Source organism: Psychromonas sp. L1A2, assembly GCF_009828855.1.
GTDB lineage: Bacteria > Pseudomonadota > Gammaproteobacteria > Enterobacterales > Psychromonadaceae > Psychromonas.
The window spans coordinates 2,177,433-2,203,228 of the sequence record NZ_WUAG01000001.1; the positions used below are offsets into that span (position 1 = coordinate 2,177,433).

General features: G+C 34.4%; 21 protein-coding genes. 14 read left to right on the forward strand and 7 right to left on the reverse strand.

What is annotated here, in order from left to right:
* Positions 1-55: 55 nt before the first annotated feature.
* A complete protein-coding gene (locus GQR59_RS09245; protein WP_160061850.1) occupies positions 56-991 on the reverse strand; it encodes a patatin-like phospholipase family protein in 936 nt (311 codons plus the stop codon).
* A 244-nt stretch (positions 992-1,235) separates the two neighbouring features.
* Between GQR59_RS09245 and GQR59_RS09250 the strand changes: the two genes are divergently transcribed.
* The 7 genes from GQR59_RS09250 to GQR59_RS09280 all read left to right on the forward strand — a co-directional run bounded on the left by GQR59_RS09250 (position 1,236) and on the right by GQR59_RS09280 (position 10,671).
* Positions 1,236-1,880 carry a DUF2913 family protein gene (locus tag GQR59_RS09250; RefSeq protein WP_160061852.1) on the forward strand — a complete coding sequence of 215 codons (645 nt, stop codon included), beginning with the start codon at positions 1,236-1,238 and terminating at the stop codon, positions 1,878-1,880.
* Positions 1,881-3,272: a hypothetical protein gene (locus tag GQR59_RS09255; RefSeq protein WP_160061854.1), complete on the forward strand. Its 1,392-nt coding sequence runs from the start codon at positions 1,881-1,883 to the stop codon at positions 3,270-3,272.
* Between the two features lie 119 nt (positions 3,273-3,391).
* Entirely contained in the window at positions 3,392-5,413 is a 2,022-nt protein-coding gene (locus GQR59_RS09260; RefSeq protein ID WP_160061856.1) for a sensor domain-containing diguanylate cyclase, read from the forward strand.
* A gap of 435 nt (positions 5,414-5,848) precedes the next feature.
* Complete coding sequence (locus GQR59_RS09265; RefSeq protein ID WP_160061858.1) at positions 5,849-7,294, forward strand: DASH family cryptochrome; 1,446 nt, start codon at positions 5,849-5,851, stop codon at positions 7,292-7,294.
* Between the two features lie 5 nt (positions 7,295-7,299).
* Positions 7,300-8,808, forward strand: coding sequence for a cryptochrome/deoxyribodipyrimidine photo-lyase family protein (locus tag GQR59_RS09270; RefSeq protein ID WP_236546702.1), 1,509 nt, complete (start codon positions 7,300-7,302; stop codon positions 8,806-8,808).
* A gap of 68 nt (positions 8,809-8,876) precedes the next feature.
* A complete protein-coding gene (locus GQR59_RS09275; protein WP_160061862.1) occupies positions 8,877-9,050 on the forward strand; it encodes a DUF2256 domain-containing protein in 174 nt (57 codons plus the stop codon).
* A 70-nt stretch (positions 9,051-9,120) separates the two neighbouring features.
* On the forward strand, positions 9,121-10,671 hold the full coding sequence (locus tag GQR59_RS09280) for a cryptochrome/photolyase family protein (protein WP_160061864.1): 1,551 nt from the start codon (positions 9,121-9,123) through the stop codon (positions 10,669-10,671).
* A 153-nt stretch (positions 10,672-10,824) separates the two neighbouring features.
* Here GQR59_RS09280 and GQR59_RS09285 read toward each other — a convergent pair whose 3' ends face one another.
* Positions 10,825-11,367 (reverse strand): NUDIX hydrolase, encoded by a 543-nt coding sequence (locus GQR59_RS09285; protein WP_160061866.1) that lies wholly within the window; start codon positions 11,365-11,367, stop codon positions 10,825-10,827.
* A 954-nt stretch (positions 11,368-12,321) separates the two neighbouring features.
* On the opposite strand from GQR59_RS09285, the gene GQR59_RS09290 reads away from it, so the two are divergent.
* Positions 12,322-13,077 (forward strand): SDR family NAD(P)-dependent oxidoreductase, encoded by a 756-nt coding sequence (locus GQR59_RS09290; RefSeq protein WP_160061868.1) that lies wholly within the window; start codon positions 12,322-12,324, stop codon positions 13,075-13,077.
* 196 nt (positions 13,078-13,273) lie between these two features.
* On the opposite strand, the gene GQR59_RS09295 is transcribed toward GQR59_RS09290, so the two are convergent.
* Both GQR59_RS09295 and GQR59_RS09300 read right to left on the reverse strand, forming a co-directional pair.
* Positions 13,274-13,969 carry a tRNA (adenine(22)-N(1))-methyltransferase gene (locus GQR59_RS09295; protein WP_160061870.1) on the reverse strand — a complete coding sequence of 232 codons (696 nt, stop codon included), beginning with the start codon at positions 13,967-13,969 and terminating at the stop codon, positions 13,274-13,276.
* Between the two features lie 143 nt (positions 13,970-14,112).
* Positions 14,113-16,314 carry a Tex family protein gene (locus GQR59_RS09300; RefSeq protein ID WP_160061872.1) on the reverse strand — a complete coding sequence of 734 codons (2,202 nt, stop codon included), beginning with the start codon at positions 16,312-16,314 and terminating at the stop codon, positions 14,113-14,115.
* A 203-nt stretch (positions 16,315-16,517) separates the two neighbouring features.
* Here GQR59_RS09300 and GQR59_RS09305 point away from each other — a divergent pair, with 203 nt between their 5' ends.
* Positions 16,518-17,528, forward strand: a complete 1,011-nt coding sequence (locus GQR59_RS09305) for a Gfo/Idh/MocA family protein (RefSeq protein WP_160061874.1) — start codon at positions 16,518-16,520, stop codon at positions 17,526-17,528.
* A gap of 305 nt (positions 17,529-17,833) precedes the next feature.
* On the opposite strand, the gene GQR59_RS09310 is transcribed toward GQR59_RS09305, so the two are convergent.
* Together GQR59_RS09310 and GQR59_RS09315 are read right to left on the reverse strand one after the other, a co-directional pair.
* Positions 17,834-18,172: a hypothetical protein gene (locus GQR59_RS09310; RefSeq protein ID WP_160061876.1), complete on the reverse strand. Its 339-nt coding sequence runs from the start codon at positions 18,170-18,172 to the stop codon at positions 17,834-17,836.
* A gap of 130 nt (positions 18,173-18,302) precedes the next feature.
* Positions 18,303-18,668, reverse strand: coding sequence for a thioredoxin domain-containing protein (locus tag GQR59_RS09315; protein WP_160061878.1), 366 nt, complete (start codon positions 18,666-18,668; stop codon positions 18,303-18,305).
* Positions 18,669-18,960: 292 nt separating this feature from the next.
* Here GQR59_RS09315 and GQR59_RS09320 point away from each other — a divergent pair, with 292 nt between their 5' ends.
* Both GQR59_RS09320 and fbp read left to right on the forward strand, forming a co-directional pair.
* Positions 18,961-20,253 carry a DEAD/DEAH box helicase gene (locus GQR59_RS09320; RefSeq protein ID WP_160061880.1) on the forward strand — a complete coding sequence of 431 codons (1,293 nt, stop codon included), beginning with the start codon at positions 18,961-18,963 and terminating at the stop codon, positions 20,251-20,253.
* A gap of 359 nt (positions 20,254-20,612) precedes the next feature.
* Positions 20,613-21,617 (forward strand): class 1 fructose-bisphosphatase, encoded by a 1,005-nt coding sequence (gene fbp, locus GQR59_RS09325; RefSeq protein WP_160061882.1) that lies wholly within the window; start codon positions 20,613-20,615, stop codon positions 21,615-21,617.
* A gap of 354 nt (positions 21,618-21,971) precedes the next feature.
* Here fbp and GQR59_RS09330 read toward each other — a convergent pair whose 3' ends face one another.
* The gene (locus tag GQR59_RS09330) at positions 21,972-22,157 is read right to left on the reverse strand and encodes a hypothetical protein (RefSeq protein ID WP_160061884.1); all 186 of its coding nucleotides are present in this window, start codon (positions 22,155-22,157) and stop codon (positions 21,972-21,974) included.
* A 691-nt stretch (positions 22,158-22,848) separates the two neighbouring features.
* Between GQR59_RS09330 and GQR59_RS09335 the strand changes: the two genes are divergently transcribed.
* The 3 genes from GQR59_RS09335 (at position 22,849) to GQR59_RS09345 (ending at position 25,514) form a co-directional block, all read left to right on the forward strand.
* The gene (locus GQR59_RS09335) at positions 22,849-23,418 is read left to right on the forward strand and encodes a DUF2057 family protein (protein WP_160061886.1); all 570 of its coding nucleotides are present in this window, start codon (positions 22,849-22,851) and stop codon (positions 23,416-23,418) included.
* A 165-nt stretch (positions 23,419-23,583) separates the two neighbouring features.
* Positions 23,584-24,177 carry a hypothetical protein gene (locus tag GQR59_RS09340; RefSeq protein WP_160061888.1) on the forward strand — a complete coding sequence of 198 codons (594 nt, stop codon included), beginning with the start codon at positions 23,584-23,586 and terminating at the stop codon, positions 24,175-24,177.
* 176 nt (positions 24,178-24,353) lie between these two features.
* Complete coding sequence (locus tag GQR59_RS09345; RefSeq protein WP_160061890.1) at positions 24,354-25,514, forward strand: hypothetical protein; 1,161 nt, start codon at positions 24,354-24,356, stop codon at positions 25,512-25,514.
* Positions 25,515-25,796 lie beyond the last annotated feature (282 nt).

The following is a 25,796-nucleotide window of genomic DNA, read 5'->3' on the forward strand; positions in this document are numbered from 1 at the left end:
ACTTAATAACTTGTTTAATGCTGTCTATTTAAAACGAAAGACTTATCAACAACATTTATTTACTGACTAACTGCTGATTATTATTCAAAATCTTTTCTGCGCTCTTATAGCCAAGGTCGATCATCTCTCTTGCTCGGTCGAACTCTAGTGTGCCACAAGCATTACGTGCAATAACAATATTATAATCCGCTGGATAAGCGGCTAGCTTTAAACGTGCAATCGTACTTTGCATTGCATCAAAGGCTTGATCTGCAATATCGTAAGCTTCTAAGCTTGAAGGTTTAGGCACTATGCCACCTAAATTATCACTCAACTGTTTTATATAATGTCCAATCTTCTGCTGAAAAGATAATTCGTCAACACTGGTGATTACTTCACTAAGCGTGTCCGGGTCAGGACAATTATGATTCATTTCACCACCTAAATTGACGGCAATAGTACGGTCAGTGTGATCACTAAAAGTAGGGGCAATAGGTACAGGGTTTAAGACTCCGCCATCAATAAGTTGCACCCCTTTTCTTAAAACAGGTGTAAAAAACAATGGTAATGATATAGAAGCTCGAATCGCATCAAATAAACAACCTGAGTTTATCCAAACTTCTTTTTCATTTTCAATATCAGCAGCGACGGCAGTGAATTTAAGCGGTAATTCTTCTATTAACTGATCACCCAATAATTCTCTTAGCGTATCAATTATTTTATCACCACGTAATAAACCACTCGACGTCCACGAAATATCTAACAATGAAACAATCGATAGTTTATCTAAGCCACATACCCACTGTTCGAATTCATCTAACTTCCCTGCGGCAAAAACACCACCAATAAGTGCGCCAATTGAACAGCCTGAAATAGATTTAATTTGATAATCATTATCTACTAACCATCTTATAATACCGATATGAGCCATGCCTCTAGCACCTCCACTACCCAGTACTAGTGATATGTTTTTATTAGACGTAGAAGTCGTTCCCGTTATATCGATATGCATAAAAAGCCTTAGAATAATGAAGTGTAATTAGTTTAAAGAAATTTACCGCTATTATGAAGTTTTTAAGTGACTTTAATGAAAGCAATACCCTATATAGCTTGGATTTTAACGGATCTTCCGTACTCTTTTGATCATCGCTGTCCGTTTATCATCAAATAGTAGTAATTAGCTTTTCTTTACTTGTCCCTATGTTGTTACCCTGTCATACTTTTAACCTTATAATTTTTTCATTAGTAGGATCATCATGACTAGTTTTTCAACATCAATTCATCACGTCGTTACCAGTGCACTAGCAGACTTAAATGAAGCACAGTTAAAAGGTAAAATACCAAAAAATCCGCTTAGTGAAACGCATTTCCTAGCCGCTTGGACGACTAATGCCATTAAGAAAAAACGTTTTGAAAGTGATGTGGTACCGACTTTAACAATATGGCAACGTAAAGCACGTAGCTTAGGTAAAAATGCAGCGTTAGTTGAAACATTTACTGCCATTAAACAAAGCTATGAACATGTTTTTAATGAAGCGTTAACCCCAAAGATCGTTAACAAAGATCAAGTTATCGCGCTTTGTGACAAATTAACTGAACAACAATGGATGGTTAATACAGACTTAGAAGTGGGTGAAAAGTTGAATCGCCATAGTGGCGGTCAAGCTTCAATGATCATATGTAGTGCTGAATTTGAGTCTCATTTTGAAGAGGGTATATTAGTTAAACCAATCAGTTTATATATTCGTGGGGATGTTACTGAAGCTCTGCAATCCGCTTTTGATCAATCTCTTTTATTATACAAAGTCACTGATTACAAATCTAAAGTAAAATATCATGGGGAATACATCATTTATCCAAATAATAACGGTGACTTTTTACCTGAGCTATTAGAAATCTAAATGCTTAAAGGTCAACAAAGTGCTTTATTGAGTGAGCAAGAATTACAACTATTGTTGAATGACAAGCAAACTCAAGAAAGTTCTGTGTTTCCACTTTATAGTATGATTGAAAACGCTGTATTTGTTGATATTACTTACCATACTATCCCAGATGTTGAAACGCTCACGCTGCTATTAAGTACTTGTCCATTAGGTAGCGGAGTCATTTTAACTGAGCTTATTGAACAGAGCCCCCACTGTCACTCCCTATTACAATTATTGAAAGAGCGTGCCGACATACATATATTTTGGTTAGGTGAGTTGCCCAGCATGGCAATTGACTTACCGCATTTCGATTATTGTCAAGAAGATGAAAAGTTAATAGAAAGTGTTGAATACTGGAAGATTTTCAGTAACAGGTTATTTGAAGACTGGTTAAACAGTTATCGTGTTGGGCTCATCTGTGAAACACCTTATTGCCTTCAAGCTGAGCAATTAAATGGCTTAAATAATATTACCTTTTATAGCACTCAACAGTCACTTAATGAAATGGGTAATTTACAATTATTAATGATCAATTTAAACACACCTCAACTACGTTTAATGGAAGTATTAAATAATTTAATTAGTCTTAATCAACGCCCCTTTTTATTATTATACGGTGATATACAGGCCAACTTAAGCCATGCCTTATATGATTTAACTAATAGTCTCGGTTTTCCTGTGTTAGCAAGTTTAAGAAAGACGCCGACGACACAACAATTACGCCATATATTGATCACATTGTTTTCTAAGATTTATCTTAAGCATCTCGTTCAAAAACAAATTGAAAACTTATCTGAACAACCACTTTTTGTTTTGGATAATATTAATGGGATTAATGAAAAAGACATCAAATCTATTTTTTGCCCTTATGGTTTAAATAAAAATCAGATGTTAAACCTGAAAAGTGCAGCTCATGTACGAAAGATCATCAATGTACAAAGTATATTTGATTGGTTTCCAGATGGGTTTAATCGCGATCATGCACTGATATTAATTAATGAACTAGGTTGTAGTGATAGCCAAATCGATTTGTATTTAAAGTATCCTCAATCGATTGTTAAACCCTCATCTATGTTTTCATTAATTGTCATGGCTAGATTAAACCAATCTCGTGTTTACTGGTTGGTTGAAGAAGCACAAAATTTCTCCATTGATATGTTAATGTTTCTACCTATTTCGGATATAATATTGAGTAAGGCACTGGCAACAGAGCTACTCGATACACCCTCTCAATATTTATTAGACTTCATTGAAGAAGCTCGTCAGCAAAATATTAGGTTAGGTATTGCCATGGAATATAATAGTGTAAGCGTGAATGCTCTCTCACTATATGGCATTGAGTTTATTATTGATCAACGAACTACTTAATTAATTCAATATCTTACGTTTAAAGTTTATTCCCATAAAAATAATAATAATAATAATGTTTATATTATTAATAGATGACTTTATAGTTAATAACATAATAAAAATAATAAGACTCAAATATGACATTAACACAACTCTCTGCCGAACTTCAGCCTAAAAAAGAAGTCTTTTGGGACAATATTTTTAAACGTTTCGCTTGGATGTATGCGATTACTGCGATTCTTTTAGCATTAATAATTGGCTATGCATATCAGCAATACACTCAAAATTTAGAAGATAAAATGCTGTCGCAAGAACAAGCGTTTGTTTCTTCAACCACTCAAGCATTACAACAAGAAATGCAAACCCAATTAAAAATATTGCAAATGGTGACTCGTTCAAAAGCATTAAGCAGTTTTATGGAAAATGGCGATCCAACTAGTCAACAAGGGTTAGAAAAGTTATTCATTAATTTAGCCATTACTTTTCATCGATATGACCAAATAAGATTGATCGATATGCAAGGTAACGAAGCAATACGCATGAATTACCATACTGATGACGCGCATATAGTAGCGACAAAAAATCTACAAAATAAACATTACTCAAAATATTTCCAAGAAGGTATCAAACTTTCTAAAGGTCAAGTCTATGTTTCACCGATGGAATTAAATGTTGAATATGGTGAGATAGAAATTCCCTATAAACCTGTTGTTCGCTTTGTAACCCCTATAATAAATGATAAAGGGGAGAAGTTAGGCTTAATGGTGATGAACTATTTGTCCACTGAGTTATTACAGAACTTCCGAGATCAAATGGAACTTCGAATTAGCGGGCAAGGCATGCTTATTGATCCTGATGGACACTGGATGAGCAATCATGATAGAAGTAATGAATGGGGTGGTAGTTTAGAAGATATCGACCAAAAATTTGAAAATTTATACCCTTCTGCTTGGCCAATGATAGACAGTAATGAAGAAGGTATCCTAAAGTCTAAGAAAGGCATATTTCGCTACGTTTCAATTAAGCCTTTTAGTTTAAACAGTATTGGTAAATATGTAGCTGAGCAAGATATCAATTTGTCAGTAACACAACAATCAATTGCAAATAATGATTGGAAATTAGTTATTTTCTTACCAAACGAAACTATCCGAGAACAGTCATTCTTTTTTACTACCTTTGGACAGTTCACGGTTACTTTTATATTCCTTGGTTCTGCTGCGATCTTATTTTTAATACTACTTTCATCTGAACAAAAGCGTCGTCAACAACGTCAAGATTTATTGATCAAAAATGAGTTAAGTGATTTGTATGAAAACTCTCCATGTGGTTATCATAGTTTAGATAAACACGGTATCGTGCTTAAAATCAATCAAACTGAATTAAATTGGTTAGGTTATTCTCGCCAAGAGGTGATAGGTAAACATTTTTCTGATTTCTTAACTGCAAAAAGTACAGGGGTATTTGACGCTTTTCTCGCACAACTTCAACATGATAAAAGTGTCGAAGGTGTTGTACTTGAAATCCAATGTAAAAATGGTCATACCTTCTTTGTATCAACTTCTGCGACTTCAATACTTGAAAAAGGGCATTTTGCTATCGCACGAACGTCTACTTTTGATATTACCGATAGAATTAAACTGGAAGAACGTCTTGCTTATATCGCAAATACCGATGTATTAACCGGTATCAGTAACCGTCGTCATTTCTTCCTTCAAGCTAATGAACGTTTAAAAAAAGACACAGAAATTTCTGTACTAATGCTAGATGCGGATCACTTTAAAAGAGTCAATGATGTGTACGGACATGATGTTGGAGATGACGTATTAAAAATGATTGCATCAACCTTAAGGTCGATATTACCCAAAGAGGTTATTTTAGCGCGTTTAGGCGGTGAAGAATTTGTCATCTTAGCGTCAGATCTAAGTGCTGAAAAAGCATTCAAACTTTCTCAAAAGATTTGTATTGTGATGGAGAACACCCCTATTTCTGTTAATAATAAAGCAGATATTAATATCACATTATCAATTGGTACAGCACAACGCATTGCTTATGATGAAGAAATTGATGAAATATTAAAACGCGCAGATATCGCTTTATACCAAGCTAAAACGACGGGGCGTAATAAAGCCATACAATCAAGCGAACTTCTACCAATCTAAGTAATTATCAAGTCATTTATGCTTGTTAAAATGAATCCTAGCTTCGTTGTTGATTTTGTAATGAGAATAATTAGTTACTGCAATCAACGCCTTGCTATCATTCATTTTCCTTAACGCCTAAACAGACCATTTACTTATCCAGATCATATTAGTACCATTTCTATAATAGAATAAATGAGTAATAGCCTCTCAAGCTGTCACGACACCGACAATAGTTAACAATCAATAGTCACTTTAAACAGTTACTATTGATTTTCTTCAATAAAATCTTCGTCATTTTTTAATTGTTAACGCTAGAGCACAGAACCTCAAAACAGAACCTGAAAAATGCCAATCCGTCTCTAAGGTTGATCTCATCACATTCTTTATTCGTATAATTTTTGATTGCATATTATTTTTGATATTTTTTGAATTTTTTGAAATGGAATTGTAAAAATGAAACGTACATTATATTGGGTAACCCAAGATCTTCGAATCGCTGATAATGCAGCGCTTCAATTGGCTAGTCAAAGTAATGAGTTGATTTGCGTTTACACCATTGATAAAAAATGGTTTCAAATAAACAAGTTTCAATCTAGACCCTTAGGTGAAAAAAGATGGCAGTTTCTTCAAGCCAGTCTAAATGACTTTAATCAACGTTTATTAGCACTCGGACAAAAACTTTATATCGTTTATGGCGATACCCTTTCGAATTTGAATAAAGTCTGTGAACAATTTCAAATAACGGATCTCGTTACCACCAAAGTCCCAGGTACCGATGAAAACAGATTACTATCTAAACTCCATACACTTAACCCTGAGTTAACAATTAACCAAGTAGATCAATTCACTTTGTTTACAGAAAATGCCTTACCGTTTGAAATTAACAATCTACCAGCAAGTTATTCAAAGTTTAGAAAGGTTATGTCCGATATCACTATTCAACAACCTAGCTCAACCGTGAACGCATTACCTTGTATGTTCCAATCAACACCTTCAGTGACACTTTATGAACTTGAGTCTTCGCCAGCTTCAATAATAGGTAGACCTAAACAAGGCCATATTTTCAAAGGTGGTGAACAGCAAGGATTAAAACATCTGAAACAATACTTTACATCAGAAAATCCAAGCATTTATAAAGAAGTTAGAAATAACCTAGCGGGTTGGGGAAATAGCAGTAAATTATCACCATGGATTAACCACGGCTGCCTTTCTACGCGACTAATAATGCATCATATTAAGCACTATGAGCAGACAGTAGAAAGTAATAAATCAACCGAAACTTTATACCTTGAACTATTATGGCGAGAGTATTTTCAATGGGTTCACTTTAAAGTTAATGAAAAGATGTATCAATTTAAAGGACTTGTTAAGTCACCTCCCCTTACAACATTTTATCCAGAACGATTTAAAAAATGGTGTTTAGGTAAAACACCATATCCTTTGGTTAATGCTTGTATGAATGAACTAAGGCACTCAGGGTATTTGAGTAATAGAGGAAGACAGATTGTTGCAAGTTGCTTAGTTAACGAACTCAGTATCGATTGGCGATATGGTGCAGCATGGTTTGAAGAACATCTAATTGATTATGATGCGGCTATTAATTGGGGTAATTGGCAATATATTGCAGGCGTTGGTGTTGATCCACGTGGAGGACGTCATTTTAATATTAAAAAACAAACCAACACGCATGATCTTAATGGTGATTATCAAGCTAAGTGGCTAGATAAAAGTAGTAACACAGCTTATTTAGATCAAATACTAGACTCTGTAGATGCCTCTGATTGGCCTATTTCCTCAGATTCGGCAACAGTAAGCTCAGTAGCAGCAAGCTTAACAACAGCAAGTCCAGTTAGCAGAAACAACGTTAAATTATTAATGACATCGCTAGTGAAACAATGAATAGAATGGACGAGCAACTCGCCAAGAAACCATCGGTCAACGTGGTATGGTTAAAGCGTGATCTCAGATTAACGGACCATCAACCTCTGAATCATTCTATTGAATCTGGTTTAACAATTTTATATTACGTATTTGAACCTTTTTTAATTAACGACCCTCATTACGATCTACGTCATTGGCGTTTTGTGTTGCAATCAATACAAGATATCAATGATCAACTTAATCAATTTAACTCTCAAGTCTATGTTCACCATGGTCATGCTATCGATGGCCTCAGTCACATCCAACAATTATTTACTATCACAGGGTTATTCAGTCACCAAGAAACTGGCTTATTGTCAACGTTCGAGCGAGACAAAGCAGTTAAACAATGGTGTAAAATACAACATATTCCATGGAAGGAAAGTAAATCCGGCGCCGTAACACGCGGCAAAGAAAATAGAGTAGGCTGGGATAATGATTGGCGCATGATCATGAGAGATGCTTTATCTAAACCTCAGTTATCTGATACAACGCTTGTTAGTCATCAACCATTAGATCAACTTCCTCAATCAATATTGCCTGCTGAATGGTACGCAGAAGATCAACATATGCTGACAGGTGGAGAACGTTGGGCGCAGAAAATATTACAATCCTTTCTAAAAGATCGAGGTAAAAACTATCATTTTAATATTTCTAAACCACAAGCAAGTCGAAAAAGTTGCTCTCGATTATCGCCTTATTTAGCGTGGGGAAATATCAGTTTAAGACAACTTTATCAGGTCATATTAATAAAAAGATCTGAAACTGGGTGGAAACGACCAATTGATGCTCTTGCCTCTCGACTTCATTGGCATTGTCACTTTATACAGAAATTTGAAAGTGAACATGAAATGCAATGGCGTCCAGTTAATAGAGCCTACATAGGTTTCAGTTACCCAGAAGATCATTGTGGTCTAAGTATTGAAACGCGATTAAACAAATGGAAGGCAGCGCAAACAGGTTACCCACTTGTCGATGCTTCCATGCTTTGTTTAATCAAAACCGGTTATATAAATTTTCGTATGCGCGCGATGTTAGTGAGTTTTTTATGTCACCACTTATTAGTTGACTGGCGTTTAGGTGTAACCCATCTAGCCGCCCTGTTTCTCGATTTTGAACCGGGCATTCATTATCCGCAGTTTCAAATGCAGTCAGGCGTCACCGGTACCAACATTATTCGCGTTTATAACCCTGTCAAACAATCTTTAGACAAAGATAAAGACGGGATATTCATCAAAAAATGGTTACCGAAATTATCAGAGTTGCCCAAAGAAATTGTTCATACACCTTGGTTGTTAACATCAATGGAAGAACAACTCTATCAATTTAAACTCGATGAAACCTACCCTTTACCCATGGTCGATATTGATGAGACAGGTAAAATTGCTCGAGATTTATTGTGGGGTTTTCAAAAACGAACTGATAGTAAAAATGAAGGTGCGCGTATCGTTGCAAAACATGTTCGTAAAAAGAAAACCATTAAAAAAACCTAAAATAACAACTATAAAGCACCGACCTTAGAGTAAAACCATAAAACAAAACAATAAAATAGACGAATGCAATGCATAAAAAATTATTACTACCACATAAAACGTGTGTTACGTGTGAAAAAGACTTTTCCTGGCGTAAAAAATGGAAAACATGTTGGGATAGTGTTCTGTATTGCTCAGAACGTTGTCGTAGAAACAAAAAAACATTAAGTAACGTAAAACCTAACAAACTAAAAATAAGCTAAACAGTGAACCTAGCGGTAATTAATGCGACCTTCATTCTAGTTTTAAAGCGTAATAAAATAAGGAAATACCATGCAAGCCAAACACCTCAGACTGATATTAGGTGATCAGCTTAATGCTATGCACAGTTGGTTCAAGCAAATCGATGATGATGTCATCTATGTCATTGCAGAGCTTCACCAAGAAGCCAGTTATACTAAGCACCACATCAAAAAGATAACTTCATTTTTTGCAGCAATGGCTGATTTTGCTCAAATGCTTGAAAGCAAAGGCCATCGTGTCTGTTACCTAACGTTAGATGAGTCGAGCCAATATCAAGACCTTCCACATTTAATAAAGTCATTAGTCACTCACTACCAATGTGAAAGTTTTACTTTTCAACGACCTGATGAGTATCGTTTATGGTCACAACTAGGCAATCTTCCCGCTCAAGATGGATTAACGGTTTATGAAGCGGACAGTGAACACTTCCTGTTACCTTTTGACCAATTACCACAACATTTTCAAGTAGCAACACATGTCAGAATGGAGAATTTTTACCGTTTTATGCGTAAAGAGTTCTCTATTTTAATGGAGGGAACAAAACCCGTTGGCGGTGCATGGAACTTTGATTCAAATAATCGACAAACATTTAAAAAAGCAGATCTGAAGGTTATCCCTAAACCATTAATATTCACTAACCCCGCTGAAGCCTATTTACGGCGTATTAAGCATCACAAGATCAAGACGATAGGATATGAATCAACCAATGTTGATTACCCAATAAATCGTCAACAATCTTTACAATTACTCGACTATTTTTGCCAATATCAGTTGCCTAATTTCGGTAACTTTCAAGATGCAATGACCGTCGCCTCTCCATACGCTTGGAGCTTATATCACTCGCGTCTCAGTTTTTCATTGAACTGTAAAATGATCAATCCCATGGAAGTCATTCAATCCGCTTTAACGGCTTATCAAGCGTCAGAGGGTAAGATTACGATTTCCCAGATTGAAGGATTTATCAGACAGATATTAGGCTGGCGGGAATATGTCAGAGGTATGTACTGGATGAACATGCCGAACTACGCACAACAAAATGCATTATCCGCAAATCGAGACTTACCGACCTTCTTTTGGAATGCAGATACAAAAATGCAATGTTTGAAAAGTGCTATTTCACAGTCGCTTGAACATGCTTATGCGCACCACATTCAGCGCCTTATGATCACGGGTAACTTTGCTTTATTAGCAGGCATAGACCCTAACCAAGTTGATGACTGGTATTTAGGCATCTATATTGATGCTATCGAGTGGGTAGAACTACCTAACACGCGCAGTATGGCCCTGTTTGCAGATGGTGGCTGGATTGCAACTAAACCCTATGCGGCAAGCGGTAACTATGTCAATAAAATGAGTGATTACTGTAAAAGCTGTCGTTATAACGTCAAACAAAAACTAGGCGAAGATGCTTGCCCATTAAACAGTTTGTATTGGAATTTTATTGATCAGAATTATGAGCAGCTTGCCTCAAATCACCGAATGAGTTTCCCTATCCGTAATTGGGGTAAGCTAGACCCAAATCAAAAAATAGAAATTAGAGAAAAAGCCAGTTCACTATTAGAGAATTTAGATAATTTATAGAAGGTTATTAACTGTTTATTACTGCATTTATAGCATCGATTTAGAACACTTAGATTAAGATAATAGGTTCAGATAATAAATGCAGTAATAAAGTCATTAAAAACCACTCAAACTGTTAAAGTGTCTTATTCCTATCATTATTTATAGGTAAGCTTATAACAATGCATCTTTAATCTGCTCCATTAAATATGTTTCTCGTTTAATGGATAACCCCTGCTTTGTATCATTTTTAATAGTATTTAAATTATGATTAATAGCATCATCAATATCTACCCAACAAACCTTCATGCCATTATTGATTTCATAATCTTCTAGCTTACTATCACCAAGTTGATCAGCAATTTCACAGGTAAAGCAGTAAGAAAGCATATGCATCATTGAATATTCAGGATAATGTTTGTCACTTTTGTGTGGGCGATACTCTTCATATAACCCAAACTCATTGATATTGTTTATATCAAGCGCCCCAGTTTCTTCACTTAACTCCCTCTTTAGTCCTTCAATCAACTCCTCCCCTTCATCAACACCTCCACCAGGAAGTGAGTAGTCGTTATAACGCTGAGTGTACATTAACAAAATTCTATTATTTTTAATGACAATGGCGCGAGTAGCAATACGGGTAAAACTATCAGGATGATCTGGGGTTAAATCAATTTCAGTAATCGCTGGGTGAACCACCCGTTTTAATAAACGCATAACATTCTCTAAATAAAGTAAATTGCTTACCAAGTTAATGGCGTTAAGCAATTTAGGAAAAAGACTGCGCATACTACGCAATTACTAATAGATAAAACAGGGTTGTGTTAATGAGATTAATTGCTTACCAAAAAAGCTAAAGACATTAGGCCATAAGAAAGACTAAGCAAAGCAGCAAATGTATTTTTCTATTTTTCTATTTTTCTATTTGATAATTTATGAGTTAATCCATCACGTTATCTTTTTATTTATCTAGTGATAAATAAACGAATAAACAACACCATTAATGTTAAGTTCTCTATCACTTACTCAATAATCGAATTCAAATTAATAATTGTCATTTCCTTTAACATGCCTTTATGTTGAACAAATAGAGTCTTAATTCTTGAGGCTTAGATCACAATTCACAGATGAAAATAAAGCATTTAACTAATTTTAATTGTTTATAAAACAAGCAATTATGCATTTTAATTAAATGACACAACTCATCATACTCGCTCTTGTACATTATAATTAACAACTTTTAAAACTCAATATAAATCATTTAAATACAATAACTTAATTAATAAATAAAATATAATAAACAAACGTTTAACAATAATGTAAATCAACTTTACTGTTTAGTTTTCAACCGTTTTTTTATTAAGTTAACTATAAAAAAGTTACCTGAATGGTAGTGAAGATTAGAAGAATACAATTTTACAAATGCATTATTTGTAATACAATACTACTGAGTCTAAGATTGATATTTATTCGAACTATATGACAGTGAATATCAATCAAATAAAAGGTAGTCACCTTTGTTGATAAAATGGCAAGACAGACATTGTGCACATAGAATCGCAATTTCTTCTTTAATACCAACATTTATGTCAGCTTATCTTTGCAATATTTGACTGCCTCCTTAATGCCCATGGCATAACTATCTATTAACTAGTCAATGAGAATATAAACATGTCTAAAAAAATTGCTTTAATCACTGGTGCTACTGGTGGAATCGGTTTTGCAGTTGCTAAACGTCTTGGTCAAGATGGTTACACAGTTGTTCTAAACGGTATCGAAGATGAAATTGGCGCACAACGTGTTGCTGAACTTAAAGCGGAAGGTATTGAAGCTGAATACTACGGTTTTGACGTAACAAACGATGTTGCAGTAACTGAAAACGTTAATGCAATCGGTAATAAATACGGTCAAATCGATGTTGTTATCAATAACGCTGGTGGTTTAGGTGGTCGTAGTCCAATCGAAGAAATGACAACTGAATTCTTCCGTTTTGTAATGGCGCTTAACCTTGACAGTGCGTTCTTTGTTTCACGTGCTGCGATTCCATTCTTGAAGAAAACTGAAGGTGGTTCAATAATCAACTACACTTCAAACGCTGCATGGAATGCTGGTGGTCCAGGTGCTGGTATCTACGGTACATCTAAAGCTGCGGTCCATACTTTAACTCGTGCATTAGCTAAAGAACTAGCACCCGCTGGTATTCGTGTAAATGCTGTATCTCCAGGTACAATTGATACACCTTTCCACCAACAAATTAAAGATACTAAACCAGAAGTTTTCGCTTCTTGGAAAGACAGCATTATGTTGGGTCGTTTAGGTCAACCTGAAGACGTTTCTGGTGTTATCTCTTTCTTAGTAAGTAAAGACGCTGCATTCATCACAGCTGAAACGATTCAAATCGGTGGCGGACAAGCTCTAGGTATTTAGTCGATACAGTTAATGTAGACAACCTATAAGCGTTAAAATTTATTTGTCATAATAAGTTTTAATGCAAAATAAAAAAGCCACATAATTGATTATGTGGCTTTTTTATTATTTTAAATGCCTTCGAAAATATAATAAACGAATCACACTAGATTTTAGTTACTCACATTTTAGGCTAATTAACTAACCTATTTCACTCCTAAAATAACTTATGATATAAAGCTTGATAGTCAGACAATGCAGATTGAACTAATGGTTCAGCATCTACATTAGCGCTAACAATACGTTGATAGTGTGTAATCAACTTAGCAAGATATTGCTGATGCTCATAATGAAGTTGCCACAACTGGTCCCCTATTAAAGTAAGTTCCCCACCTTCTACTTGATTGATTAACATTAACTCATAACCACGCTTATTTTCGATCACTAGCTGCTCTTGCTTTAATTTGAAATTTAACTCAATCAATGCACGACGCAATTTATAAGTATGGTGTACTGGGCATAAAAGAAAGTCGATATTCAACCCCGCATAACGACTCATTAAACGGGTTAACATTTCAACCATTAATTCGCCACCAACACCGCTAATAATAACCAATTGATTAGCTTGAAGTTGATTTTCTTTATAACGATCAAATAATGGTAATTGAGCGACATCTTCGCAACGTGTTTGCCACTTAGCATCCATGGGTAAATGATGGCCGTAAGTTATTAATTTATCGTGTAATTGATTAATAATATCTGGAACAACATCAACAAAATTAACTTCTTTGATGACATTGTTGGTTAATATTTTAATCCCCAATAAGCCATGGTCACAACAACAATCCCAGACTAGGTCATAATGGCTATCCACCATTTCAGACAGGCTTAATAAACGTTTATTTATTTTCATTTTCAATTAGGTCGTTTTGTTAAATATTATTTTTTAAAAAATAGGTTTACTTATTATTTGAATCCAAGCATTTAAATTACTTTGATATTTAGGTTACTTTGATATCTAAGCTACTTTCATATTTTAGTCTCCGTCATAGAAACTCATGTCGGTTGTTGAATTGCTTTCATGGTTAATGCTATCCGTTTGCGTTCAACATCGACACTCACTATTTTTACATTAACAATCAGCCCTACTTTTACTATTTTATGTGGGTCATCCACAAAGCGATCGCTGAGCATAGAGATATGCACTAAACCATCTTGATGGACTCCCAAATCAATAAAAGCACCAAAGTTAGCGACATTAGTGACAACACCTTGTAATAATTGGTCTACTTCTAAATCACCTATCTTATGAATACTTTGATCAAACTGAGCCCTTTGAAATTGATCTCTTGGGTCACGACGAGACATTTTTAATATAGTCATCACATCTTGATATTGTTGCTGTAAGGTTTCACCACTCACTGCATGTTGTCCGTTACTTGTTGGTAAAGTTAATTCGATGGTGTCAGATGCTAACACCACTTCTTTCAATGTTTTACGGTTAAAAGTAGCGAGGGCCTTAGCGGTTGCATATTGCTCAGGATGTAAAATAGTCTCATCTAAACAATTATCGCCACCCGTTACCGTTAAAAAACCGACAGCTTGTTGAAATGCTTTCGCGCCTAAACGAGGTACTTTTTTTAATGCATCACGTGAATTGAAACGCCCATTTAACTCTCTATATTCAACGATATTATTAGCTATCGTCGCATTGAGTCCGGCGACATGTGTTAACACACAATGTGAAGCCGTATTGAGGTCAACACCGACTTTGTTAACACAATCCTCTACTACAGCCTGTAAACGACTCGCTAATAGTTTTTGTTGAACATCATGCTGGTATAAACCGACACCAATTGCTTTTGCCTCAATTTTAACCAGTTCTGATAACGGGTCTTGTAAACGTCGAGCAATAGAAACAGCACCACGTAACGTCACATCAAGTTGAGGAAATTCATCTGCAGCTAATTGCGAAGCGGAATAAACCGACGCACCTGCTTCACTCACTGAAATCGCCTGAATATCATAATCAAGTGACGTCAAAATATCAGCAATAAATTGTTCACTTTCACGAGAGGCGGTGCCGTTACCAATAGCAATTAACTCTACTTTGTATTGTTTAATAAGCTTACTAACCGTCTGTTTAGCTTGTTCTGTTTGTAATTGTGGTTGATGTGGATAGATGGTCGCTGTATCTAATAACTTACCTGTTTTATCGACAACCGCTAATTTACAACCACTTCTAAAGCCTGGGTCTAAGCCTAATGTCACTTTTTCACCTGCCGGAGAAGCCATCAATAAAGCACTTAGATTATTAGCAAATTGTTCAATAGCTTCTGCATCAGCTTGTTCTTTTAACTGCACCAAAAATTGCTTTTCAAGGCTAACTAATAGCTTTGTACACCATGCAGTATTAATCACTTTGCGATGCCATGATGTTTGTTCGTCTTTACTGAGGTAAACATTCAAATGTTTAGCAATCAAGGTTTGACAATAACTATACGATTTCTTATCTTTTTGGAAGGGATCCGCATCAATTTTTAAGCGTAAAAACCCTTCAGACTTACCACGTAACATGGCTAAAACTCGATGTGCTGGTAAGCGATTTAAACGCGCACTAAATTCAAAGTAATCTTTAAATTTTATCGCTTCATTAATTTTAGATTTAACAACTGTTGAAGTGAACATAGCTTGCTCAAATAAATGCTGTTTTAGTAAACCAAGTAACTTAATATCTTGGGTTATATTATCAACCGCAATCGCTAAAGCCCCTTCTAAAACCTCTTCATTGTTTGTAAAGCCATGTTTAACATTAATGTAACGTGCTGCAATTTGTTCTAAAGGTTGTTTAGGGGATGCCCATAATTGTTCAGCTAAACGCGTTAAACCAGCATCTGCAGCGAGTTTTGATTTGCTTACTCGTACCGATTTAAAAGGGGTATAACAATGCTCTAAACTTACTTTATCTTGAATTGATTGAATTTCTTTTTTCAGTGATTCTGTTAATTTACCTTGGCTCTCAATCGCTTTTAATATGCTGGTTTTACGCGTCGATAACTCTCTAAAGTAACTCAATTTAGACTCTAATAAGCGTAGTTGATTATCATCCAGTGACTGTGTTAAATGTTTACGGTAACGCGCAATGAATGGCACGGTATTGCCATCATCTAATAATTGAATTGCACTTTCGGCTTGTTTAGTGTTGATTTGACACTCTTTAGCTAAGAGTTCGGCAAGTTGGAATGTAGATGATGGCATATTATTATTCTTTATATATTCAGATAATTAGCCATTATATTTATCACACTTTGTTACTTTGTTCGATGCGATTTTATTGTTAAGGTTAATAACCTGATGATTTAGTCAATTTATGGCTAAATTTAATGTTAAAAGTCTGTTTTCAATGCTTATATTTGAAAATGTAATAAGGTTATTCCTGAATATAAATATCGGAGTCGTTGATGATCAAGTTCGCAGTAATTGGTACTAATTGGATCACAGAAAAATTTATTCAAGGCACACTAAATCCTCCGCAAGGCAATAAACAGGTGATGAAATTAAGCGCCGTTTATTCTCGAGAATTAACCAGGGCACAAACATTCGCTGAAAAATTTCCTGTCGTTGGTTCTATCATTGAAACTTTCGATGATTTACAACAACTTGCGACTTCAACTAACATTGATGCGGTTTATATAGCCAGCCCTAACTCTCTTCATTATCAACAAAGCAAGTACATGTTGGAGAACGGTAAGCATGTTATATGCGAGAAACCATTAAGTTCAACTTACCAAGAAGCAATAGATCTCTATAAAACAGCCAAAGAAAACAATCTTATTTTCTTTGAAGCTTATATGACAGCCCACTTACCTAATTTTACTGTTATTCAAGATACACTGGCTAAGTTAGGCCAAATTCGTAAAGCACACATCCATTATTGTCAGTATTCATCTCGATACCCTGCTTACCTAGAGGGTAAAAAGCCGAATACTTTTGACCCTGATTTTTCTAATGGATCGATTATGGATATTGGTTATTATTGTGTTGCTTTAACTACTGCTCTCTTTGGCAAACCACACGCTGTTAAAGCACAAGCGGTTCTATTAGATTCAGGCGTGGATGGTTGTGGTAGCGTACTATTAGATTATGGCGATTTTTCTGTGACGATTGATCATTCTAAAATATCGGCGTCAAACCAGTTTAGTGAAATTCAAGGTGAAGCAGGTTCATTATTGATAAAACATGTGGGTCAATGTCAACAAATAATTCACCAGGATCATGCTTTACAGTCTGAAGCTGATTTAACAAAACCTCAATCTGACAACAGTATGTCTTATGAAAGTATTGCATTTGTTAAGCAAATTACCAATGCAGAAATAAGTCCTATTTTTGAACAACGCTCATTACTAACTGCTCAAATAATCAATGAAGTACGTAAACAGACAGGGATAGTATTTCCAGCAGATAAAGAATAACGCTAATAAATAACTGATTAACCTCAACTCTGGTTAATGAAAGTGCAATTATATTTAAAATCAGAAGGTACTATTGTTTACTATGCAGTGCCGTTAACTTTGTGTAGTTCAAGGCGAATTATTGAAGCAATAACGGATTATTGAGAAATAATTTAACGCAGAAATCCGCTAAAACAGCGGTGTTGTATCGCTTTGCTTATCCAGAGCTGAGGTTGATTATATGAATAAGGAATGAATTAAACACTCAAGCCATTCAACTATTTGTGAATGGCTCACCTTCTTTAATCATTTTTAATATAGATGGTCTAACGTCCAAAGTATTGATCAATCATCGCTTCTAAATTATTTTCCAGCTGATCTTCAAAGTGCTCATAACTTTCACCCAGTACAGTGAGATACTTTTCTGCTTGTTCTTGGGTCAATGCTTTATTATTAAGTTGGAAGTTTATTTCGCCTAAGGTTTTATCGATACGAGGTTCAATAAACCACTTCAAATACTCTACTGAACAAGCTTGTAATTGCGTTTGTGCAAATAAACAAAATTCAGTAACGTGCTCCATGCCATCTGGACCTAGAGATCCTGGTTCAATTCTGAATATTACCGTCATTTTTCTATTGTCTGGAAAAGCATTAGTCGCTGACATTTTGATCCTTAAAATGTGTATTTAAATCATCACTTAAACTGCAACAGCAAAATGAAAAGGTGAGTAAAGAATTCATAACAGTTAAAATGGAAAAAATACAATAGAGTAGAAACACAATAAAGAAAACGTATTACAGTAAGTTTTTAAAAGTACTTGCAAGTTTTGTTAAATTATCCAGTGAAATCACTTCTACATTATCACTACTGACAATTTGTCCTTTCAATACCAAGATAGTACGAGGATACCCGTGCCCGCCTAGTTGCTCAATTAATGCTTGATAGTCAGCATCAATGTACACTCTATTCTCTTTTTGAGCTGTTAATTGTAATACTTCTAATTGATTTTCTGCCATAAGGTTCGAAAATGCTTGAATATTAATTTGTTGCTCAGTGCAATCAGAACACCAGTTAGCCAGAACATTTAATACAAAACTGTGTTTGTTTTGTACTTTTTCATAGAACTTAGCCGGTGAAATAGAGAGTAAAGTATTAGACATAATATTTTCCAAAATAAGATTAAGAATATTCGCTGTCAGTCATCATATTCAGTAATGGTTTACATTGTAAATAAAAAATAGCATATATGTACCAATTATCTATCCTAAATTCGAATAATAAGTGCTATCTATTCACATGAAATTAAACGTATTTATTATATTTTGTCATCAATTATCATTTAAAGTAGCAAATATAAACTTAACAATATTCACATCATGTTTTTAATACATTACAAAACAGAGTTTGTTATACTGCGCGATTATTTTATAGCGTACAAATTAGGGTGTGATTATGAGTGTTGATGCAGCAGGTTTATCTGCAAATCTATTAAAAGCAGTTAAAGCATGTGGTTATTCAAAACTAACCCCAATCCAACAACAAGCGATTCCAATTATTAAAGCGGGCCACGATGTATTGGCAAGTGCACAAACCGGAACAGGTAAAACAGCAGCATTTACGTTACCTTTATTGGATATTTTAGCTAAAAATCAACCTGACAATATTGGTCGTTCTCGTACCATCAAAGTACTTATTCTCACACCAACACGAGAGTTAGCCTTACAAGTAGCAAAAAATGTTGAACAATATAGTCAATTTCTACCTTTAACATCCGGTGTCGTCACAGGCGGTGCAAACGTATCTCCACAAACATTAATGTTAAAACAAGGTGTTGATGTTTTAGTAGCAACACCAGGACGATTGATTGAACATGTTAATGCAAGACAAGTCGATTTAGCACATATCAAGCATTTAGTATTAGATGAAGCTGACCGTATGTTAGATATGGGTTTTTTAACAGATATTCAACAAGTTACCGACATCATTAAACAAAAGCATCAAACATTAATGTTTTCTGCTACTTTCTCAAATAAAGTAAAAACACTGGCGAATAAGTTATTACATACACCTAAAAATATTGAAACGTCTAAACAGAACTCAACCTCAGGTAAAGTAAAGCAGCAAGTTTACTGGGTCAGTGAAGTACGTAAACGTGAATTATTGTCTGAATTGATTGGTGTGAAAAACTGGAAACAAGTCTTAGTTTTTGCAGGCACGAAAGAAAGTGCTAATTTACTAGCGCAAGAATTAAAGTTAGATGGTATTAAAGCCGCGCTTTGTCATGGCGATAAAACACAAGGTGCTCGTAATAAAGCGATTCAACAATTTACAGAAGGTAGTGTTCGTGTACTAGTTGCAACTGATGTTGCTGCTCGTGGACTAGATATTCCAGATTTACCGCATGTTGTTAATTTCCACTTACCGTTTTTAGCAGAAGATTATGTTCATCGCATAGGAAGAACAGGTCGAGCAGGCAAGAGCGGTCATGCAATTTCATTAGTTAGCCCTAAAGATGAGCAATTTTTAGATAACATTGAATCGCTGATCGGCAGAAAGTTCGATCGTATTGTATATCCTGGATATGAATTTGATAGTGCAACGGAAGTACAACAGGATGGTAAAACGTTCAAAAAGAGCCGTTATAAAGCGACACAAGAACGTAATCAATTAATAGAAAAACGTAAGTCAGAAAGTAAACCTTCTGTTGTACGTAAAGCAAAAAATAAAGCGAGAAAAGCAAGATAAGCCTTTTAACTCCTTTCGTTAAAATAGCTTTAGTCATCTTCCCTTAGTTATTAAGGGAAGATAACTCATATACAGATAATCTCACCATTAAATATCGCCTAATTTATATACAAATAAAGCAAATAACAACGACCCCTTCCCATTAAAACTAAATTAAACCTAATGTTCCTGTGATCTTGTCATTATTACTAGTAAGGTAAAAAGACATAATCGGTGTTGCATATGACATAGAAACATCAATTATTTATTTGTAATACAATAGGCCTGATAAATCAATTAATCAGAACTAGCTCACACCTTTTGACAAGCAACTTTTATTATTTCCATTATAATAAATCCCAACACTTATTGGAGAAAATATGATCACTTTAGGCGAGTACATAATTGAAAAACAGCATGATTTCCCAGAAGCTAGCGGGGAATTAACAGGTTTATTAGGGGCAATTCGTTTAGCTTCTAAAATTGTTAACCGTGAGATTAATAAAGCAGGTATTGCCAATATTATTGGCTCAACCGGTGTTGAAAATATTCAAGGTGAAACACAACAAAAACTAGATTTATACGCAAATGATAAATTCAAAGCAGCATTAGAAGCACGCGGAGAAGTTTGTGGTGTCGCTTCTGAAGAAGAAGATGATTTTGTAAGCTTTGACAGCGCTCGTGGCGTAAACAGTAAATATGTTGTATTGATGGATCCTCTCGATGGTTCTTCTAATATCGATGTCAATGTTTCAGTGGGTACTATCTTCTCAATATATAGACGTATTAGCCCTGTCGGCACACCCGTTATTCTTGAAGACTTCTTACAGCCTGGTATTAAACAAGTTGCTGCAGGTTACGTTATTTATGGCTCTTCAACGATGCTTGTTTATACAACAGGTAATGGTGTTCATGGCTTTACATGTGATCCTTCTCTAGGTGTCTTCTATTTATCACATGAGAATATGAAACAACCGACGACAGGAAAATGTTACTCGATTAATGAAGGTAATTATTTAAAATTCCCATTGGGTGTTAAAAAATACATTAAATTCTGCCAAGAAATAGTCCCTGAAGATAACCGTCCTTATACATCTCGTTACATCGGTTCATTAGTCGCAGATTTCCATCGTAACTTATTGAAGGGAGGCATATTTATGTACCCTTCTACTGCACAAGCACCTGAAGGTAAATTACGTTTATTATATGAATGTAATCCTATTGCATTCTTAGCTGAGCAATCAGGTGGTATCGCAAGTACGGGCTCTAAGCGTATTATGGAAATTGACCCAACTGAACTACATCAACGTGTACCATTCATGTGTGGTAGCGCTGATATGGTAAAAGCAGCTGAAAAAATGATAGAAGATAATCCTGAAGATTAATTTCATTTAATTATTCAGTAGATACCTATATCACTAGATAAAATACCAAACAACTGTTTGGTATTTTTTTATTTTCATTTTATGTAGTGATAAATTGCCTGGAATGTTTAACGTAATTAGTATTAAATATTATTCAATAAAGATAAAATAAAATGTTTAAATGGGTGATGTTAGCAAGTTAATAATCAATAAAAATAGAACAGAAAAAATGTATTGCATATATTGAACGACATATCTAATTTGTATGATTTATTACTTTATTTTAATCTTTATTAAAAGAAATAAAATAGTGAATATCAACACTAAATCAAAACAATCAACTAGTATAAAATATCTAAATATATTTTTTCTAAATTAAATAACCGTATCTATTTTATTCCCTTTACTACCTTCAGGAATTGGAGGAATAGACTCTAACAACTGTGTTGCATGACGCTCTGTTTGATCTATATTTTTTTTATGTAAACTAATATTTACAGTATCTAGCGTGTTAATTTTAGTTTGCTCTGTCAATACACTAGCAAGCACTTTGATATCCATAACTTTCCTCTGATTTAAATGGCCTCTAATTATTTATCGGCAAAGAGATAATTTTCTTAAGTTATACTTTTACTTTGATACCCTCAATAACTTATTTCTTCGTTGTAAACCTCCTAAAAATAAAAAATTATAGTATTAACAATTTTAAGTTCATTCTCCGACAGACGATTAACGAAGTTAATCTTTGAAAGGGCTCAATTTACGCCTTAAACTAAGTCATTCTTACAACTGAAAATTTAGATCACTTATTTACTCTAATCGGTATTAATTTAATTTTTAATTCCTGCCACAACATTTAAAGGTAAATTCAACACCAACAATGTCCCGATGACTATAGCAATAACAACTTAAACACCAATGTTAAGGAATAAAATTTTATTGATTTTAACCATACGGGATTCTTTTAGATCATTTTTGTTTTATTATTTGGGTTTTAATGCAAAAAGAGTATCAATATTTATAATAACTTAAAGTTATTCAATTGAAATTCTGTTGCGTTAATATTGCAAAGCAAGCTATCGTCAACGAAGCAATTCAGGATGATAATGATCAATCTTTATACTGACATTAAACATTATTTTAATTTTATTGTGATAGATCACATCTTGATATACCAAAGCGCTTAATGATCTGTCATATTGATGTCATTTATACGATTTATTTTGATCAAACACTTTAATTAGGAAAACACATGAAATTCACAGGATTATTTTTAACATTAGCAATCAGCCCTTTTGCTTTTTCTGGTGAGATAGTGGCAAGCAAGGACATCCAAGTATTAGCATTAAATGGAGCAAAAGTCTCAGGTTCATTTTTAAGCGTAAAAAACATCAAAGCCGAAGACGGTAATCAACAAGTTGTTGTTAAGTATTCAACTAACTTTAGAGATGGAGGCTTATTAGAAAGTAGACCTTATATCCTGACTGTTGATGTTCAAGGAAAAACCGAAATAACCACTAATAAATTATATAGTTATGCACAAGCATCTCAAAAGTTAAGAACAGGGCTAGAGTGGTTCGTGGAAAATGAAAAAGAACAATATCAAGTTAAGACGGCAGAACAACTAAAAGGAGATGGCTTTATTCCTTATAGTGATATTGAAGGTTTAGTTAGCACTTATAATAATGACAATGATCTCGAGGTGACTTCAAACTCGGTTAAGAAAATAACAACCAATAGCTTAATCCAACAATATAAAGCTGCTGATATTGAACAGAAAAAACAATTTAAAATGTGGTTAATAAATAGCGAAACAAAATAATCAACTAACCAATTTTTTTAAAATCCTTTTTAATTCTTTTATATATTATAAAAGCGTTAAAAAGGTAAAAACAACCTTCAATTAATACTTATTATGCTTCTGTTTTTAAGAGCTTTAATCCTAATTTTGTAAACTTAATAGATAAGATAACACAAGGAGATTCATATGGTCACTGTTGAGACCCCTGCGAGCTTCCAATGGAACGATACCAATAGTCATTGGGTAAAAAACTATTTGATGCCTAAGAGTGACTTACTAACAACACTGACTGATGGAATTGACTTAGATCTTAATGATATGAGCGAGGATAAGTTTAAGCAACTTTGTCAATTACTAGAGACATCAGCTGAAGGTCGAGAACTACGTAATAAAATGTTTAAAGCTTGGCGTAGTAAAAAATCACGAGATAGTGATAACGGAAAAAAATTATTTACCTTCAATCTTTCTATAAAAGCCGGTGAACAACTTAAAAAAGTAGCAAAACAAGCTCCTTTAAATCAAACGTTAGAAGCGCTCATCTTTGCAGGTAACACGAGCAGTAAAAATGATGAGAAATTACAGCAACAGCTTAAGCAATGTAAGATTGAAAATAAACGTCTTCAACAGCAACTAAATGATGTACTCCAAAAAACACAAACAGTAGATGACGATGCTGAAATTGAATCGTTAATTAACTCAGACCTACAAGTTACCGAATTAGCTAAGTTAGAGAAATCAAAGTTAATAAAGCAAATTTTAATGTTAAAAAGAAAGAACTAATTTTTACTGGCACATCCTTGTTCAACTATAGAAATAGCAATAATAATAAAAATCCTCATTAAACGGTACAAAAACACATCTATTATTTTGTGTTATTTTGTCTTTTATATGATATTTTCTATATAGTTAAAAACAATCTCTCGATACTGTTTAGCTAAAAACAAGGATGTTTTGTAATGAAAATCAATAATAATTCACTGCTTAAACTCACTATTTTATCCGCTTTACCTACCATTTCAGTACAAGCTTCTGAACTTAATTATTTGTATAAAGATCAACGTACTATGGCTATGGGTGGCGCAAATGTTTCAGTAGGAGGTTATAGTAGCTCTCTTTTCTCAAATCCTGCTGGTATCGCAAAAGTAACCAATAAAGATGATTTAACCATTGAATTCTTTACCATACAAGCAAGTGGCGGAAAGGATACAGGCCCATTTGTTAGTGATTTAAATGATGCAATAGATACAGATGACCGTTTTGAAGTAGCTAAAACAATTGCCAATTATTCAGGAAAGTCCATACATGCAGACGCCTCAAATTATAGCTCTATCACGAAAAATAGTGATCAATATGCTTGGTCACTTGGTTTATTAACTGCAGTTGATGCTAACTTCACTCCCTATGCAGATGAAGTTGAAATACAAGCTAGATCTTATGGTGGTTTAACTGGTGCGTTTACTTATACTTTTCAGCCTTCAAGAGCAGGAGAACTTTCACTAGGCTTTGGTTTAAAAATCATTACACAACAATCTTATGAAGGTGTATTAACTGCAATAGAATTAATATTTGAAGATGATATAACCGGAAAAATTAAAGACGACTTACAAGATGATGGTGTAGCAACAAGTGCGGATCTAGGGTTTATTTATCAGTTAAATACAAATATGAAACCTTCTTTTGGTATGAGTATACTTAATATCGGAGAATTAGATTTTGATGGCCATTATGGGTCACAACCCATGACGCTTAACTTTGGAGCCTCTATTCAGCCCCAATTGGTTTTTTCTAAGCACACGGTTATTGCTATCGATTATATCGATGCTTTAAATGCGAGTAAAACAAGATATTATGATTCATCCACTGGTAGCTTTGCTTCAACTAAAAATAATGACTTTGAAGATAGACTCCGCATTGGTATTTCTGCTCGCGTATTTGAGAATAGATGGTCAGCATTAGATTTGTTGACGGGCTTATATCAAGGGTCTTACACAGCAGGCTTCACTTATAATGCAGATATATTCAGAATTGGTTTCGCTACCTATGAAGAAGGCGTTAACTCATTACGTTCAACTGAAACCGATCGTCGTTATAATTTAAGTGTAGGTATTACTTGGTAAGTATATGATATTTTAAACTTATAATACCGGTTACATTAAATATGTTATCTAAATTTTGCGCTGGAAAAACAGTTCCATTCAAGGCGTAAATTGAACCTTTCAAAGATTAACCTCGTTAATCGTCTATCGGAGAATTAACCAAAAGATGTTAATTCTTTAACCGCTGTTTCCTTTACGAAATTTACAACGAGGAAGTGGGCTGTTTTAACCAGTAAAATAGATAAGCTATTTATTTTGATTGGTATAAGTAAACTATATAACTGAATAACCAGCTTATGTAAA